Below are 12,729 nucleotides of genomic sequence, written 5' to 3'. Positions count from 1 at the left end.
ATATGGAAGAACAAAAGGAATATACGGCAAAGGATTTTAAAAGCGACCAGTATGTACGTTGGTGTCCGGGTTGTGGAGACCATTCTATCGTGGCTGTGTTGCAGAGAGCTATGGCGACACTGGGAGTGCCTCCCCACGAAACGGTGGTGATTTCGGGTATCGGCTGTTCGTCGCGTTTGCCTTATTATATGAATGCCTATGGTTTTCATACGATTCATGGTCGTGCCGCAGCTGTGGCTACCGGGGTGAAGACGGCCAATCCCGATCTGACGGTATGGCAGATTTCGGGAGATGGCGACTGTCTGGCTATCGGTGGGAACCATTTTATTCATTCGGTACGTCGGAATGTGGATATCAATGTGGTCTTGATGAATAATAAGATATACGGTTTGACGAAAGGCCAATATTCCCCGACGAGCGACCGAGGTTTCGTTACTAAATCGTCTCCTTATGGAACGGTGGAAGATCCTTTCATTCCGGCAGAACTCGTTTTCGGGGCGAGAGGAACATTCTTCGCTCGTTCGCTCGATGTGGAGATGTCTGTTTCGCAAGAAGTATTGGTAGAAGCAGCCCGCCATAAAGGAACGTCGGTGGTGGAGCTGTTGCAGAATTGTGTGATTTTCAATAATAATATTCACAGTTATGTGGCTGATAAAGAGTTTCGTGCCGACCGGACTGTTCATTTGCGTCATGGTGAAAAGATGATTTTCGGGAAAGACAATAATCGAGGCCTCGTGTTGGACGGTTACAAATTAAAGGCTGTGACTATCGGGGAGAACGGTGTGACTCTCGATGATATTTTGGTACATGATGCCAAGTCTCCCGATAATTTCTTGCATCAAAGTCTTGCGATGATGGACGGACATGAACTGCCTTTGGCAATAGGTGTGATTCGTAATGTGGAGGCTCCCGTATATGACGAAGAGGTGGATAGACAAGTAAAAGAGGTAACCTCGAAAGTACCTTATTCCTCCTTGCGTGAATTTTTGTTGACCGGGGAGACTTGGGAAGTGAAATAATGTATTTTCCCCAAAAGGGTAATAGCACCCGAAAGACTGTCTGCATAGCCTTTCGGGTGCTATTGTTATATGTTTGATAGACAAGTCTTTTTAAGAAATTCAGAGCTTGACTGACTTGAAAATTTTTCTTAAATTTGTGTGGATAAATTGTGAAATAAGGGAATACGGATTGATTCATGATTGTTATTCCTGTCAAGAAAAGATATAGGTGTATTAAAAAATTGATTGAATGGTTGTAACGTTAATAATTTTAGCTTTATCGGCGGTGTTTTTCGTGAGTGGTAAAATACGCTCTGATGTGGTAGCCTTGTGCGCTTTGGTTTTGTTGTTGCTTTTCCATATTCTTACTCCCGATGAGGCGTTGTCTGGATTCTCCAATTCGGTCGTGATTATGATGATCGGTCTTTTCGTAGTAGGTGGTGCGATATTCCAAACCGGGTTGGCGAAGATGATAAGCGGAAAGATATTGCAGTTGGCAGGAAAGAGCGAGGCAAGACTTTTTATTTTGGTCATGCTGGTTACTTCGGCTATCGGAGCTTTTGTGAGTAATACGGGTACGGTGGCCTTGATGCTGCCTATTGTCGTGAGTCTGGCTGCCAACGCTCATATAAATTCAAGTCGCTTGCTTATGCCTTTGGCTTTTGCCAGCAGTATGGGAGGTATGATGACGTTGATAGGTACTCCGCCGAACCTTGTCATACAGAATGCCTTGACCAATGCCGGTTTTGAACCGCTTACTTTCTTTTCTTTCTTGCCGGTCGGTTTGATTTGTGTTTTTGTAGGAATGGTCGTATTGATGCCTTTGAGTAAAATTTTCCTGACCAAACGGGGAACCGAAAAGTCTGATGGTAAAAACAAGAATAAATCTTTGAACGAGTTGGCAAGAGAATATCAGCTTTCCGAGAATTTGTTTCGGATACAAATCCCCGAAAAATCGATAATTGCCGGCAAAACGATTGTCGAGTTGAATATTCGCCAACAATATCATTTGAATATATTGGAGGTACGGCGCACTGTTTCGTCGCAGTCCCGGTTGTTGAAAACGGTCAATCAGAAATTGGCCGATCCGGGTACTGTATTATGTTCCGGCGATGTGTTGTATGTGAATGGCGATTTCGAAAAAGTGAGGGAGTTTGTTTCTCGATTTTCTTTGGTATTATTGGATGCCCATACCATCGAAGACGGTAAGGGTAACTTGACTTCCGATTTGGCTTTTTATGACATAGGTATCGCCGAGATTGTCTTGATGCCCTCGTCACGTTTGTTGAAACAGACGGTTGGAGATTCGGGATTTCGGGAAAAATTCAATGTCAATGTATTGGGCATAAGGAGAAAGAACGATTATATATTGCATGATTTGAAAGATGTGAAGATGTTGTCGGGCGATGTTTTGCTCGTGCAAGGTACATGGAAGGATATAGCTCGGTTGAGTTCGGAAGATTCCGATTGGGTGGTACTCGGCCAGCCGTTGAGCGAAGCCGCGAAAGTTACTCTCGATTATAAAGCACCGATTGCTGCTGCGATTATGCTTTTAATGATTCTTATGATGGTGTTCGATTCTATACCAGTGGCTCCGGTTACGGCTGTGATGATTGCTGCGATACTTATGGTATTGACCGGTTGTTTCAGGAATGTGGAGGCAGCCTATAAAACAATTAACTGGGAGAGTGTCGTTCTTATCGCCGCCATGCTTCCCATGTCGTTGGCTTTGGAAAAGACGGGAGCATCGGAATATATATCGAATAGTTTGGTTAGTGGTTTGGGCGGTTACGGGCCTTTGGCTTTAATGGCTGGTATCTATTTTACGACTTCATTGATGACGATGTTCATCAGTAACACGGCAACAGCCGTTTTATTGGCTCCTATCGCCATGCAATCCGCATTACAGATCGGAGTGAGTCCTTATCCGTTTTTATTCGCTGTTGCCGTGGGGGCGAGCATGTGTTTCGCTTCTCCGTTTTCTACGCCACCCAATGCGCTGGTTATGCCTGCCGGTCAGTATACTTTCATGGATTATGTAAAGGTGGGTTTGCCTTTACAGATTATTATGGGGATAGTTATGATTTTTATTTTACCTTTGTTGTTCCCATTCTAAAAAAGAATTTATGTCCCGAAAAAAGCGTCTTGCCGTATTTGCCAGTGGAACCGGCAGTAATTTTGAAGCGATTGTGACTGCTTGCGAGCAGGGTAAGATCCCGGCCGAAACAGTGGCTTTGGTTTGCGATAAACCTTCGGCTCGTGTCGTAGAACGAGCTTCACGTCATGGTATGAAGTCTTTCACTTTCGACCCTAAGTCTTTTGCTTCTAAGGTCGAAATGGAGACCGTCATTGCCGATTTTCTCGATGAGAACGGGGTGGATTTGGTTTGTTTGGCCGGGTATATGCGGATTATTTCGGATACATTGTTATCGCGTTACGGCGGTAAGATTATTAATATACACCCTTCTTTGCTCCCCGCTTTTCCCGGAGCTCGTGCCGTAGAACAAGCTATGGAGTACGGGGTGAAAGTGTTCGGAGTAACTATTCATTATGTGGACCGTACGGTAGATGGCGGACGGATTATCGCCCAACGGGCTATCCCGTACGAAGGAAACGATATCGATGAGTTATTCGGACTCATTCATGCGGTCGAACATGAACTTTACCCGGAGACGATCGCTCGGTTGTTGTCTGTTTAATGTTTGCAACGAGTCTATGTTCAGTAGAAAATTCATGGGGATAGACTTGAATGTTGATGAATGAGAGGGACTTAATCCGCTAGCTATGAGGAGAAACGTTTCCGGTTAGGTTGAGCTTGTCCGGCTTTTGGAGAGGATAGTTTGCTATTGACCTCCTCCATTGCCGTGCCCCGTAGCCTTACGGGGTGTGGCATTAGCCATATAGGTGAGGTGTCACGAAGTGACGGAGGAGCTGGAAACAGTATTTCATCAGTCGGTTTATGTCGGGTCTTTAACCTCCTCGCCCTGTGGGCACTCCCCCTATATTCCCTTACGGGAACACAGGGGGGAGAGGTTGAGATGTATTCCTTTTTCTCCCTTGCTTCGATTTTATGAGCTACACAGAGAGAAAGGGGTGAAAGTGTCGTTTTGAACAGCTTTTTACCCTTTCGGAACTTTGTGGGTATTCTCCCTTCTCCCCAGCCGTGTTTCGTAGCATTATGGGGTGTTCTGTGAAATAGTATAGGGGGAAACACTGAACAATCCCCATTGATTATCGATTGAGCCCAAATCTATATAAACAAAGAGCCGCTATAAATTTTATAGCGGCTCTTTGTCGTATGGGCTTTTTATTTATGAACTTCTACCCGTTGTGTAGAGGGTTTAGTTGCATTGCGCTCCTCTGTGGCTTTTACGACGGCTTCGGCAAGTTGCTTGAAAGCTAATCCGGTAATGGTATCGTCGAGTGCCACGGGGTGTCCCGCATCACCGCTTTCGCAGATACTTTGTACAATAGGTATTTGTCCCAAAAGAGGAACTCCGGTTTCTTGGGCCAGTCGTTTCCCTCCGTCTTTACCGAACAGGTAGTATTTGTTTTCCGGGAGTTCGGCAGGAGTGAACCAACTCATGTTCTCGACCAATCCCAGTATAGGGACGTTTACCTTATCCCCGGTAAACATACTGATACCTTTCCGGGCATCGGCCAAAGCAACCTCTTGCGGAGTGGTTACCACAATCGCTCCGGTGATAGCGAGTGTCTGTACCAAAGTGAGGTGTATATCGCTGGTTCCCGGTGGCAAATCGAGCACAAAATAGTCGAGTTCGCCCCATGCGGCATCGGTGATGAGTTGTTTCAAAGCGTTACTTGCCATTCCTCCCCGCCAGAGTACGGCATCGTTTTTACGAACAAAAAAACCGATGGAAAGAATCTTCACGCCGTATCGCTCGACCGGGAGAATGAGGTCGCGTCCTCCGATGTTCTCGGTATAGACTTCGGTGTCTTCGATATTGAACATCGTGGGAGCCGAAGGGCCGAATATGTCGGCATCCAGCAGCCCGACTTTATACCCTTGGCGGGCCAACGCCACAGCTAAATTGGAGGCTATGGTAGATTTACCAACGCCGCCTTTTCCCGATGAAACGGCAATGATATTCTTTACATCGGGCAAGGGATTCTCGGGGTTCGGACGAGCTGTTTGTCTTGCCTTTACAGCTATATTTCCTTTGATATTTACTTCTGGACTTACGAAAGTGAGAATGGCAGTTTCGGCGGCTTTCACGACCGATCGGATAAAAGGATCGGTCGGCTTGTCGAAAATGATGGAGAAACTTACTTTGTTACCGTCGATACGAATGTCGTCTTCGATCATTTCATTAGCGACCAAATCTTTCCCGTTGCCCGGGTAACGCACTTTGGCGAGTGCGTCGAGTATTAGTTTCGGATATAGTTGCATATTGTCGTGTTATTTTGATGTTGTATTTTCTTGACTACTTTGTTTACCGCTACGTTTTCCCCGGTTGAAGCTCCGGTATGTGTCGTAAGGAATATCAACGTCGGGTTCGATGAATTGTTCACGGGGTTGGCAGACGAAACGAATATATTTGATATTCATGCCCCGTTCGAGCCACTGTTGCTCGTAGAAAGTTTTTATTTCCAGTATGTCGTCGGTTATTCCCGAATGGTAGAGATCGTCGGTCGAAACCTGTACGGGATAGCCGTTTGCTTTTACCATTTCACAAGTATAGGTGTACATGAACGGACTGTCGCTTTTCAGATGGATCAAACCTTCGGGCGATAGAATATTTTGGTATAGTTGCATAAACCGGGTAGAAGTGAGCCGCTTTCTCACTTTTTTCATTTGCGGGTCGGGGAAGGTAATCCATATTTCTGATACTTCACCTTTGACAAAAAAACGATCGATCAACTCTATATTGGTACGAAGAAAGGCTACGTTATTTATTCCTTCTTCGAGGGCCTGTTTGGCTCCACTCCACATGCGGGCTCCCTTTATATCTATTCCTATAAAGTTTTTTTGCGGGTAACGTTTTGCCAGACCTACGGCATATTCGCCTTTTCCACAGCCCAATTCAAGGACTATCGGATTTTCATTTTTGAAGAATTGTTTTCCCCATTTGCCTTGCATCTCAAATCCTTTTTCTTGTAGTGCAGAGAAAGGATATTGGAATACATGTGGGTAGCCTTGCAGGTCGTCGAATTTTTTCAGTTTATTTTTTCCCATTTTGAAATGAATATCGACAGGTTCTGGTTAATTGACTCTTCCTAATTTTAAATGATAGTATTTTCCTGATTCTATTTGTACAGAAAAGATAAATACTTCTCCCGAATACGATTGAGTATCGATTTTCGCTTCGGTCATTTTGCCTTGTTTTTGATATATTGTGCGTCCGTCGATTGTATACAGGGTTATGCGGTGCATGGGTTCGTACGAATTTACGATGAGCATTTTTTGCTCGAAATATGCTTTCAACGCCTTGTCGTCGATTTGTTGCTCATCTACCTCGGATAAATAACGAATGTCAAACTCTTTCCATTGAGGCGTGTTCAAATAGAGAGATAGACTTTCGTCGGGGATTCCCAGCCGGCAATCTTTTTGCGGAACATTTCGAAAGACATTTTCTCCCAGTATCGGAGGCTCGGTCGGATAGGATAACATAACATTCAATCTCGTGCAATTATCGAAGGCGTGGTCTCCGATGGTCTTGACTGTCGACGGTATTTTTGCGGAAAATAAATATTTCATACCATAGAACGGCCATCGACCTATTTTTTCAGTTCCTTCGGGCAGGAAAGAAAGTCCTGCGATCCTACTGCATCCGGCAAATGCATAATCGCCTATGGTTCGGACAGACTCTGGTAGAATACAGTCGGTGAGCGATGTGCAATAATAGAATGCGCCTTCTCCTATTTCTGTTATGGTATTGGGGGCTTGTATGGAGAGTAGTTTTGTACAATGGTCAAAGGTGTAAGGGGGCAGGTTTTCCAATGGACATTCTTTTATATCGACCTCTGTTAACGAGATACAGTGGGAGAAACAACCTTCGCCCATAGATTCTAGTTTTTGAGGGAGTGTTATTCCCGTCAGAGACGAGCATCCGGCAAAACATTCTTTGCCGATAGATTGTAACGAGGCGGGTAGGGTTATCGAGGATAAGGCGGTACAGTTGAGAAATGCTTGGTTCCCTATCGAACGAAGGACAGACAGGGAGAGGTCTATTCCGGTAAAAGAGGTGCATTGTTTGAATGCATATTCGCCTATTTTTTCCAATGTCTGTGGTAACGATGTGTTCAAAGAGAAACAGTCGCAAAAAGCGAATCCTGCTATTTCCTGTAAATTGTTTCCCCAATCTATGTTTTTTAGTTTAGTACAGCCTGCGAAAGCGCCTTTTCCTATTTTTTTTGTATTCTGGGGAAGCCGTACGGTCGTTAACTCTTGAAATCCGAAGAATGTGTTTGCTGGGATACAGTTGGCATCGAAACGGGTTTGATTTCCGAGGTAAATATCTCGACTTTCGAATGCATCTATCGTACAATCTGCAAGGTTTATGCCGGTTAAGTGAAATAGGGAGTCGTTTATGAAAGCAAAATCGCGAACGTCGATTGTTCCCGAGACGGTTAGATTCGTAATTGTCCGATGCTGTTCTTCGATGAGAGATTGTAGTTGTCCCGCTTCGGTGTGACAATTGTAATTTGTCGCCTGCAAATGTTTCCCGACGGATAGGAACAGAACGATATATAACAACTTTCTCATTGGAGTGACGGCGGGTTTGATTGTTTTATAAAAATAGAGAGAGATAGGAATAAGATAAAACGGACAAGCTCGTTTTTTATACCAAGTCGCACCCTATTTTTGTATTTGCAAAGATAGTATAAACGAATGTAGAAACAAATTTTATTTGTCGGGTCGGTATGTTCGGGTGTTTTTGTTTTGACAGACAGAATGTTGAGCCTGAATTTTTGAAAAAATGGAGACTATATTTGGGGGTAATCTTTAATCTCTTGATATGCGATAATGTGCGCCGCAGTCGAGTATGAAATCCAGTACATCTTTGAAAAGTTCTTCTACATGAGACGGCACAAATACATACGACGTGTCGCCGCAATGTTTGCATATGGTTTGGGGTAAGTCGGTTAATTTTACATTGAGTTGTTCCGACATAGCCATTGCTTCGTCTTTTTCGATTATCGCATAGGTATGATGTTGTACATTTTTATAATCGTAAAAGGTCAGACAGATGACCAGACTTTTAGTGTAGTTGAATCCGACCGTAAGTGTCGACCAAGTGTCGAAGTCCTCGTGGGACATGGCGATGGTTATTTCTTCCAATGTTGACATAATTTTCGTGAAAGTATTGTGGGCGAGCTATATATATTTCTCGTAGTCATTAAATGCGGCTGTCTATGCGTATAATGTTTTCGACAATGAACAGATCGCAAATTTCTTTTTTCTCGATTTCGATGTCGTCGTATTCTTTGTTTTCACTGCGTAGGATAACCCTATCGGGATTATCGTGTTTACGAATATATTTGACCATGCGGTAATCTTCCAGCAATATGACGTAGATTTGCCCCCAGAAGATAAGCTGGGGATTTTTTATTTCGCGGATTGCGATCATGTCACCATTGTTAATAACGGGTTTCATGCTGTCTCCGCTTACTTTGACAATGCTGCAATCGGGATTGATGAAAGGAACGTCTATACTGCCGATTACCAAATCCTCGGTAAACATGCGATCCCGCGCCAAATTACCGGCGGTTACGTCCAGACCGTATACTTTCGCCCCATTTCTTGCTTCTGGTATAATCGCTTCCGAGGGAAGAGTTAATGTGCGTATATGAGAGTGTGCATCGTTGTCTGAGGGACGAAACATATATCCTTTACCCGTACATAGCCATTCTTTCGATACGCCCAAGTCTGCGACGATTCTGTTGATAAGTGAGTCGCTGACAGGTAGTTTTCCGGTCAGGTGTTTCGAGAAGTTGGACGCATCGATCGATATGCGTTTGGCAAATTCCGACTGGGTTACTCCAAAGTTTTCCATTAATGTCTTGATTCTCTCTATTTTAGCTTCATTCTCCATAGTCGTTCACTTTTTTATTTTCATAATATGGTAAAATTACCATAAATAATTTGCTTTTCAATAAAAGTGGTAGTATATTTGTGTGGTTTTATTACCAAAACAAAGGTATAGACTTTTTTTGAAAAACAAAATAATAGATTAGTAATTAACATAGTTAGCCATGTTCCATCGGGGTATATTGCCTATAAAAATTGTAAACAAAAGGAGGAGATACACAGACAAAACGGGTAAATGCAGTGTGAATATACCCTGATGGAAGTGTGCTAACAGAATAGGAGAAGTTATGAGAACGATTGAATGGGAAGCTCCGGCTTTGGCATCATTAGCGGCAGCACATTGGTTGGTAGCTTATGAACGGGAAAATTCGCCACGAAAGAGGGTGAGGTATGAGAATGAAATAGAGTTCGACGGAGTGGCTTATATGTTGATGTGTGAAATCGAATTAGTGGAAAGAGAACATAAAGCGGTGTCGATGATGTGCGGTATAGAGCCTCAATATACCGATATGCCGGTAAGAATTATTGGAAATATGGGAAAGGCCATCGGCGAGATTTTGCCTGTGCTGAATAACTTTTTGGATAGTTACGGTGTTATATATGTATGATATAAACAGAGGGGTGATCCGAAAGGTGTGGCGTGGTATAAGAAGGATACTTTCGGGGTATATGACGAGGGTGTACCTGTCGGATTAAAGAAAAAGGCTGAACAAACTGTTCAGCCTTTTTCTTTTTTATCGGAGAAATAGAATTATCCGTTAACTTTTGCCATGTGGGCAATCAAATCGAGTACTTTGTTAGAATAACCGATTTCGTTGTCATACCAAGAAACGACTTTTACGAATGTGTCGGTCAGAGCTATACCAGCTTTTGCGTCGAAAATAGAAGTGCGAGTATCACCCAAGAAGTCAGAAGATACAACAGCGTCTTCGGTATAACCGAGAATGCCTTTCAATTCGCCTTCGGAAGCCTCTTTCATAGCAGCGCAGATTTCTGCATAAGTAGCCGGTTTAGCCAAGTTAACTGTTAAATCGACAACCGAAACGTCCAAAGTCGGAACACGCATAGACATACCTGTCAATTTTCCGTTCAAAGTGGGGATTACTTTTCCTACGGCTTTGGCAGCTCCCGTAGAAGAAGGAATGATGTTGCCAGAAGCGGCACGACCACCACGCCAGTCTTTCATAGAAGGACCGTCAACCGTTTTTTGAGTAGCGGTAGTAGAGTGAACGGTAGTCATCAAACCATCGAGAATACCGAATTTGTCGTTCAATACTTTGGCGATAGGAGCCAAGCAGTTGGTTGTACAAGAAGCATTGGAAACGAATTGAGTACCTTTAACGTAAGTATTTTCGTTAACACCGCAAACGAACATAGGAGTATCGTCTTTGGAAGGAGCGGACATAACTACGTATTTAGCACCGGCTTCGATATGAGCTTGAGCTTTTTCTTTGGTCAAGAAAAGACCGGTAGATTCTACAACATATTCAGCACCTACTTCATTCCATTTCAAATCGGCAGGATTCTTTTCGGCTGTAACACGAATAGTTTTTCCGTTTACAATCAATTGACTTTTTTCAACATTCGCTTCGATAGTTCCATCGAATTGTCCGTGCATAGTGTCATATTTCAACATGTATGCCAAATAGTCAACCGGGCAAAGGTCGTTAATACCTACGATTTGGATGTCGTTTCTTGTTTGTGCTGCACGGAAAACGAAACGTCCGATGCGGCCAAAACCATTGATACCTACTTTAATCATTGTAATAAAACTTTAAGTGTTTATTGAATAAAAAATAACATCTTACTTTTTTCTTCTTTTTTTGTTCTGCTTTCTTAAAAACATTTACATTTGTAATATTGTTTAACAACCACAAGGTGTCGCACAACAACTCATCAAAGCAAGCAGCGCAATTAAAAAGGCAATTTTGTATTTCATACAAGTATATTTTGTTCCTAAAATTGCGATACAAAGGTAAATATTTTTTTTGAATACAATGTATGTGAATGTGAAAATAAAAGAAAAATTTCTTTATTTGCATTGTGTTGAGTTTGAGTAATCTATCTAATATTAATAACTCGTACTATTATGAAAAGTTCATTTTTAGCAGACTTTAAAAAATTTGCCATGCGAGGCAATGTCATCGACATGGCTGTCGGTGTAATTATCGGTGGCGCTTTTGGAAAAATCGTATCTTCGGTTGTCGCCGATATCATCATGCCACCTCTCGGGTTACTGATCGGCGGTGTCAACTTTACAGATTTAAAATGGGTGATGAAAGGGCCTGAAGTAGTCGATGGGGTAGAACAGGCTGCGGTTACACTTAATTATGGTAATTTTTTACAAGCAACCTTCGACTTTTTGATTATTGCTTTTTCTATTTTCTTGTTTATTCGACTTTTGACGAAGTTAACGGAAAAGAAAAAGGAAGAACAAACGGCTCCTGCTCCTGCCCCGGCTCCTTCCGAAGAGGTGAAATTGTTGTCGGAAATTCGGGACTTGTTAAAGAAAAACGAAGAATGAGAAGGAGCTCGTTCTCTGCGAAAAATAATAATGCCGCTTTCTTATCAGAAGCGGCATTATTATTGATGACAGGTTTTATAAATTATCCTATGATATACTTGCTTTTGGGCAGGTAGGATAACAAATATACGAATATGTAAACCGTAATAAATGTACACACGGCGATCAAGGGAATTGTGACATAGGCCGCATCCGAGATAGACTTGAATAGTCCATAATAGAAATTTAGAAACAGAATGTGGGCTAAGTACATTCCATAGCTTTTTATCGATATATCCGACAGCAGTTTGCAGGCTGCATTTTTCCCTTTTAAAGATAATCGGCCGATTAGAGAGAAGAGGCCTAATGTCATCAGGAATACATTTACCGTACAGAATCCCCAACTAAGCTCCAATTCGGGCACAGTGGGAACCGTATCGATACGTGAACAGAAAATCCCGGCCGAGAGCGCGAAACCGACTATGAGTATTATCCAAGATAATGCCGCAGAAGGATAGCCGAATCTTTTCAGATAATATCCTAAAATGAAGTATCCGATGAATCCCGTGAAGTAATAGAGCAACGGTGTGTCGTTCCAGAATGCTTCGCCAAGCACTTCGGGATAAACTAAATGAATATACGGGAGAAAAGTTGTGATTATCCACAAGCCGAGATATCCTTCCAGTTCTCGTTTAGAAGCTTGTTGTAACCAGGGGGAAATAATCGGGGTTACCAGATAGAGCCCGATTAACATGTAAATATACCATAAATGACCTATTTCACACCCGAAATTCACAGGAATGTGTAAAATATTAAGTGCCATTTGGCTAAAAGAATCCCCACGGCTTAATACGTAGTATCCGGCATATAATACACACCATGCGATGAATGGATATACGATTCGGGTGAAACGCTTGCGAAAAAATGTAGAAATTTTGTCTTGCATAGGGAGTAACAAGAATCCCGACAGCATGACGAATAGAGGTACAGATGATCGGCATAATGTGGTTATGATACCAATCCAAAAAGTATTGCTTCCGGTAACAACCGTTCCTCCTTCTCCTATATAGTAAAATTCGCTGGCATGTTGTTGAATGACCAAGTAACAGGCAATAACTCTCAATAAATCGAGTGAATAATTGCGATTCTTAATCATGAAAATAATTGTTTATGAA

12 protein-coding genes are annotated in these 12,729 nt (G+C 42.7%); 5 read left to right on the top strand and 7 right to left on the bottom strand.

Going from position 1 to position 12,729, the window contains the following annotated elements; genetic code table 11:
• Nucleotides 1-2: 2 nt before the first annotated feature.
• The 3 genes from QVD32_RS03030 (at nt 3) to purN (ending at nt 3,697) form a co-directional block, all read left to right on the top strand.
• Nucleotides 3-1,019 (top strand): 2-oxoacid:ferredoxin oxidoreductase subunit beta, encoded by a 1,017-nt coding sequence (locus QVD32_RS03030; RefSeq protein WP_021892374.1) that lies wholly within the window; start codon nt 3-5, stop codon nt 1,017-1,019.
• A 229-nt stretch (nt 1,020-1,248) separates the two neighbouring features.
• A complete protein-coding gene (locus QVD32_RS03025) occupies nt 1,249-3,114 on the top strand; it encodes an SLC13 family permease (protein WP_021892373.1) in 1,866 nt (621 codons plus the stop codon).
• 10 nt (nt 3,115-3,124) lie between these two features.
• Nucleotides 3,125-3,697, top strand: coding sequence for a phosphoribosylglycinamide formyltransferase (gene purN / locus QVD32_RS03020; protein WP_021892372.1), 573 nt, complete (start codon nt 3,125-3,127; stop codon nt 3,695-3,697).
• A gap of 608 nt (nt 3,698-4,305) precedes the next feature.
• On the opposite strand, the gene QVD32_RS03015 is transcribed toward purN, so the two are convergent.
• The 5 genes from QVD32_RS03015 to QVD32_RS02995 form a co-directional block, all read right to left on the bottom strand.
• Complete coding sequence (locus QVD32_RS03015; RefSeq protein ID WP_008863209.1) at nt 4,306-5,409, bottom strand: Mrp/NBP35 family ATP-binding protein; 1,104 nt, start codon at nt 5,407-5,409, stop codon at nt 4,306-4,308.
• 9 nt (nt 5,410-5,418) lie between these two features.
• Entirely contained in the window at nt 5,419-6,195 is a 777-nt protein-coding gene (gene trmB / locus QVD32_RS03010; RefSeq protein WP_287710142.1) for a tRNA (guanosine(46)-N7)-methyltransferase TrmB, read from the bottom strand.
• Between the two features lie 27 nt (nt 6,196-6,222).
• Nucleotides 6,223-7,725, bottom strand: a complete 1,503-nt coding sequence (locus tag QVD32_RS03005) for a leucine-rich repeat domain-containing protein (protein ID WP_021892370.1) — start codon at nt 7,723-7,725, stop codon at nt 6,223-6,225.
• A 240-nt stretch (nt 7,726-7,965) separates the two neighbouring features.
• Nucleotides 7,966-8,310, bottom strand: coding sequence for a hypothetical protein (locus QVD32_RS03000; protein ID WP_021892369.1), 345 nt, complete (start codon nt 8,308-8,310; stop codon nt 7,966-7,968).
• Between the two features lie 49 nt (nt 8,311-8,359).
• Nucleotides 8,360-9,055: a LexA family transcriptional regulator gene (locus tag QVD32_RS02995; protein WP_008863213.1), complete on the bottom strand. Its 696-nt coding sequence runs from the start codon at nt 9,053-9,055 to the stop codon at nt 8,360-8,362.
• A 283-nt stretch (nt 9,056-9,338) separates the two neighbouring features.
• Between QVD32_RS02995 and QVD32_RS02990 the strand changes: the two genes are divergently transcribed.
• On the top strand, nt 9,339-9,659 hold the full coding sequence (locus tag QVD32_RS02990) for a hypothetical protein (protein WP_021892368.1): 321 nt from the start codon (nt 9,339-9,341) through the stop codon (nt 9,657-9,659).
• Nucleotides 9,660-9,802: 143 nt separating this feature from the next.
• Here QVD32_RS02990 and gap read toward each other — a convergent pair whose 3' ends face one another.
• Entirely contained in the window at nt 9,803-10,813 is a 1,011-nt protein-coding gene (gene gap, locus QVD32_RS02985) for a type I glyceraldehyde-3-phosphate dehydrogenase (RefSeq protein ID WP_008863215.1), read from the bottom strand.
• Nucleotides 10,814-11,137: 324 nt separating this feature from the next.
• Here gap and mscL point away from each other — a divergent pair, with 324 nt between their 5' ends.
• Nucleotides 11,138-11,575 (top strand): large-conductance mechanosensitive channel protein MscL, encoded by a 438-nt coding sequence (gene mscL / locus QVD32_RS02980; RefSeq protein ID WP_046411115.1) that lies wholly within the window; start codon nt 11,138-11,140, stop codon nt 11,573-11,575.
• Between the two features lie 82 nt (nt 11,576-11,657).
• On the opposite strand, the gene QVD32_RS02975 is transcribed toward mscL, so the two are convergent.
• The gene (locus tag QVD32_RS02975; protein WP_008863219.1) at nt 11,658-12,710 is read right to left on the bottom strand and encodes an acyltransferase; all 1,053 of its coding nucleotides are present in this window, start codon (nt 12,708-12,710) and stop codon (nt 11,658-11,660) included.
• Nucleotides 12,711-12,729: the final 19 nt, after the last annotated feature.

This window comes from Barnesiella sp. (assembly GCF_022723415.1).
Lineage (GTDB): Bacteria > Bacteroidota > Bacteroidia > Bacteroidales > Barnesiellaceae > Barnesiella > Barnesiella intestinihominis.
This window is presented reverse-complemented; position numbering and strand designations above follow the sequence as displayed.

What these genes read in the sequence shown, in the direction of transcription:
- QVD32_RS03015 (WP_008863209.1), bottom strand. Translation starts at nt 5,409, where the DNA reads ATGCAACTATATCCGAAACTAATACTCGACGCACTCGCCAAAGTGCGT.
- purN (WP_021892372.1), top strand. Translation starts at nt 3,125, where the DNA reads ATGTCCCGAAAAAAGCGTCTTGCCGTATTTGCCAGTGGAACCGGCAGT.
- QVD32_RS03025 (WP_021892373.1), top strand. Translation starts at nt 1,249, where the DNA reads ATGGTTGTAACGTTAATAATTTTAGCTTTATCGGCGGTGTTTTTCGTG.
- QVD32_RS02975 (WP_008863219.1), bottom strand. Translation starts at nt 12,710, where the DNA reads ATGATTAAGAATCGCAATTATTCACTCGATTTATTGAGAGTTATTGCC.
- QVD32_RS03030 (WP_021892374.1), top strand. Translation starts at nt 3, where the DNA reads ATGGAAGAACAAAAGGAATATACGGCAAAGGATTTTAAAAGCGACCAG.
- QVD32_RS02990 (WP_021892368.1), top strand. Translation starts at nt 9,339, where the DNA reads ATGAGAACGATTGAATGGGAAGCTCCGGCTTTGGCATCATTAGCGGCA.
- QVD32_RS03000 (WP_021892369.1), bottom strand. Translation starts at nt 8,310, where the DNA reads ATGTCAACATTGGAAGAAATAACCATCGCCATGTCCCACGAGGACTTC.
- QVD32_RS03005 (WP_021892370.1), bottom strand. Translation starts at nt 7,725, where the DNA reads ATGAGAAAGTTGTTATATATCGTTCTGTTCCTATCCGTCGGGAAACAT.
- trmB (WP_287710142.1), bottom strand. Translation starts at nt 6,195, where the DNA reads ATGGGAAAAAATAAACTGAAAAAATTCGACGACCTGCAAGGCTACCCA.
- QVD32_RS02995 (WP_008863213.1), bottom strand. Translation starts at nt 9,055, where the DNA reads ATGGAGAATGAAGCTAAAATAGAGAGAATCAAGACATTAATGGAAAAC.
- gap (WP_008863215.1), bottom strand. Translation starts at nt 10,813, where the DNA reads ATGATTAAAGTAGGTATCAATGGTTTTGGCCGCATCGGACGTTTCGTT.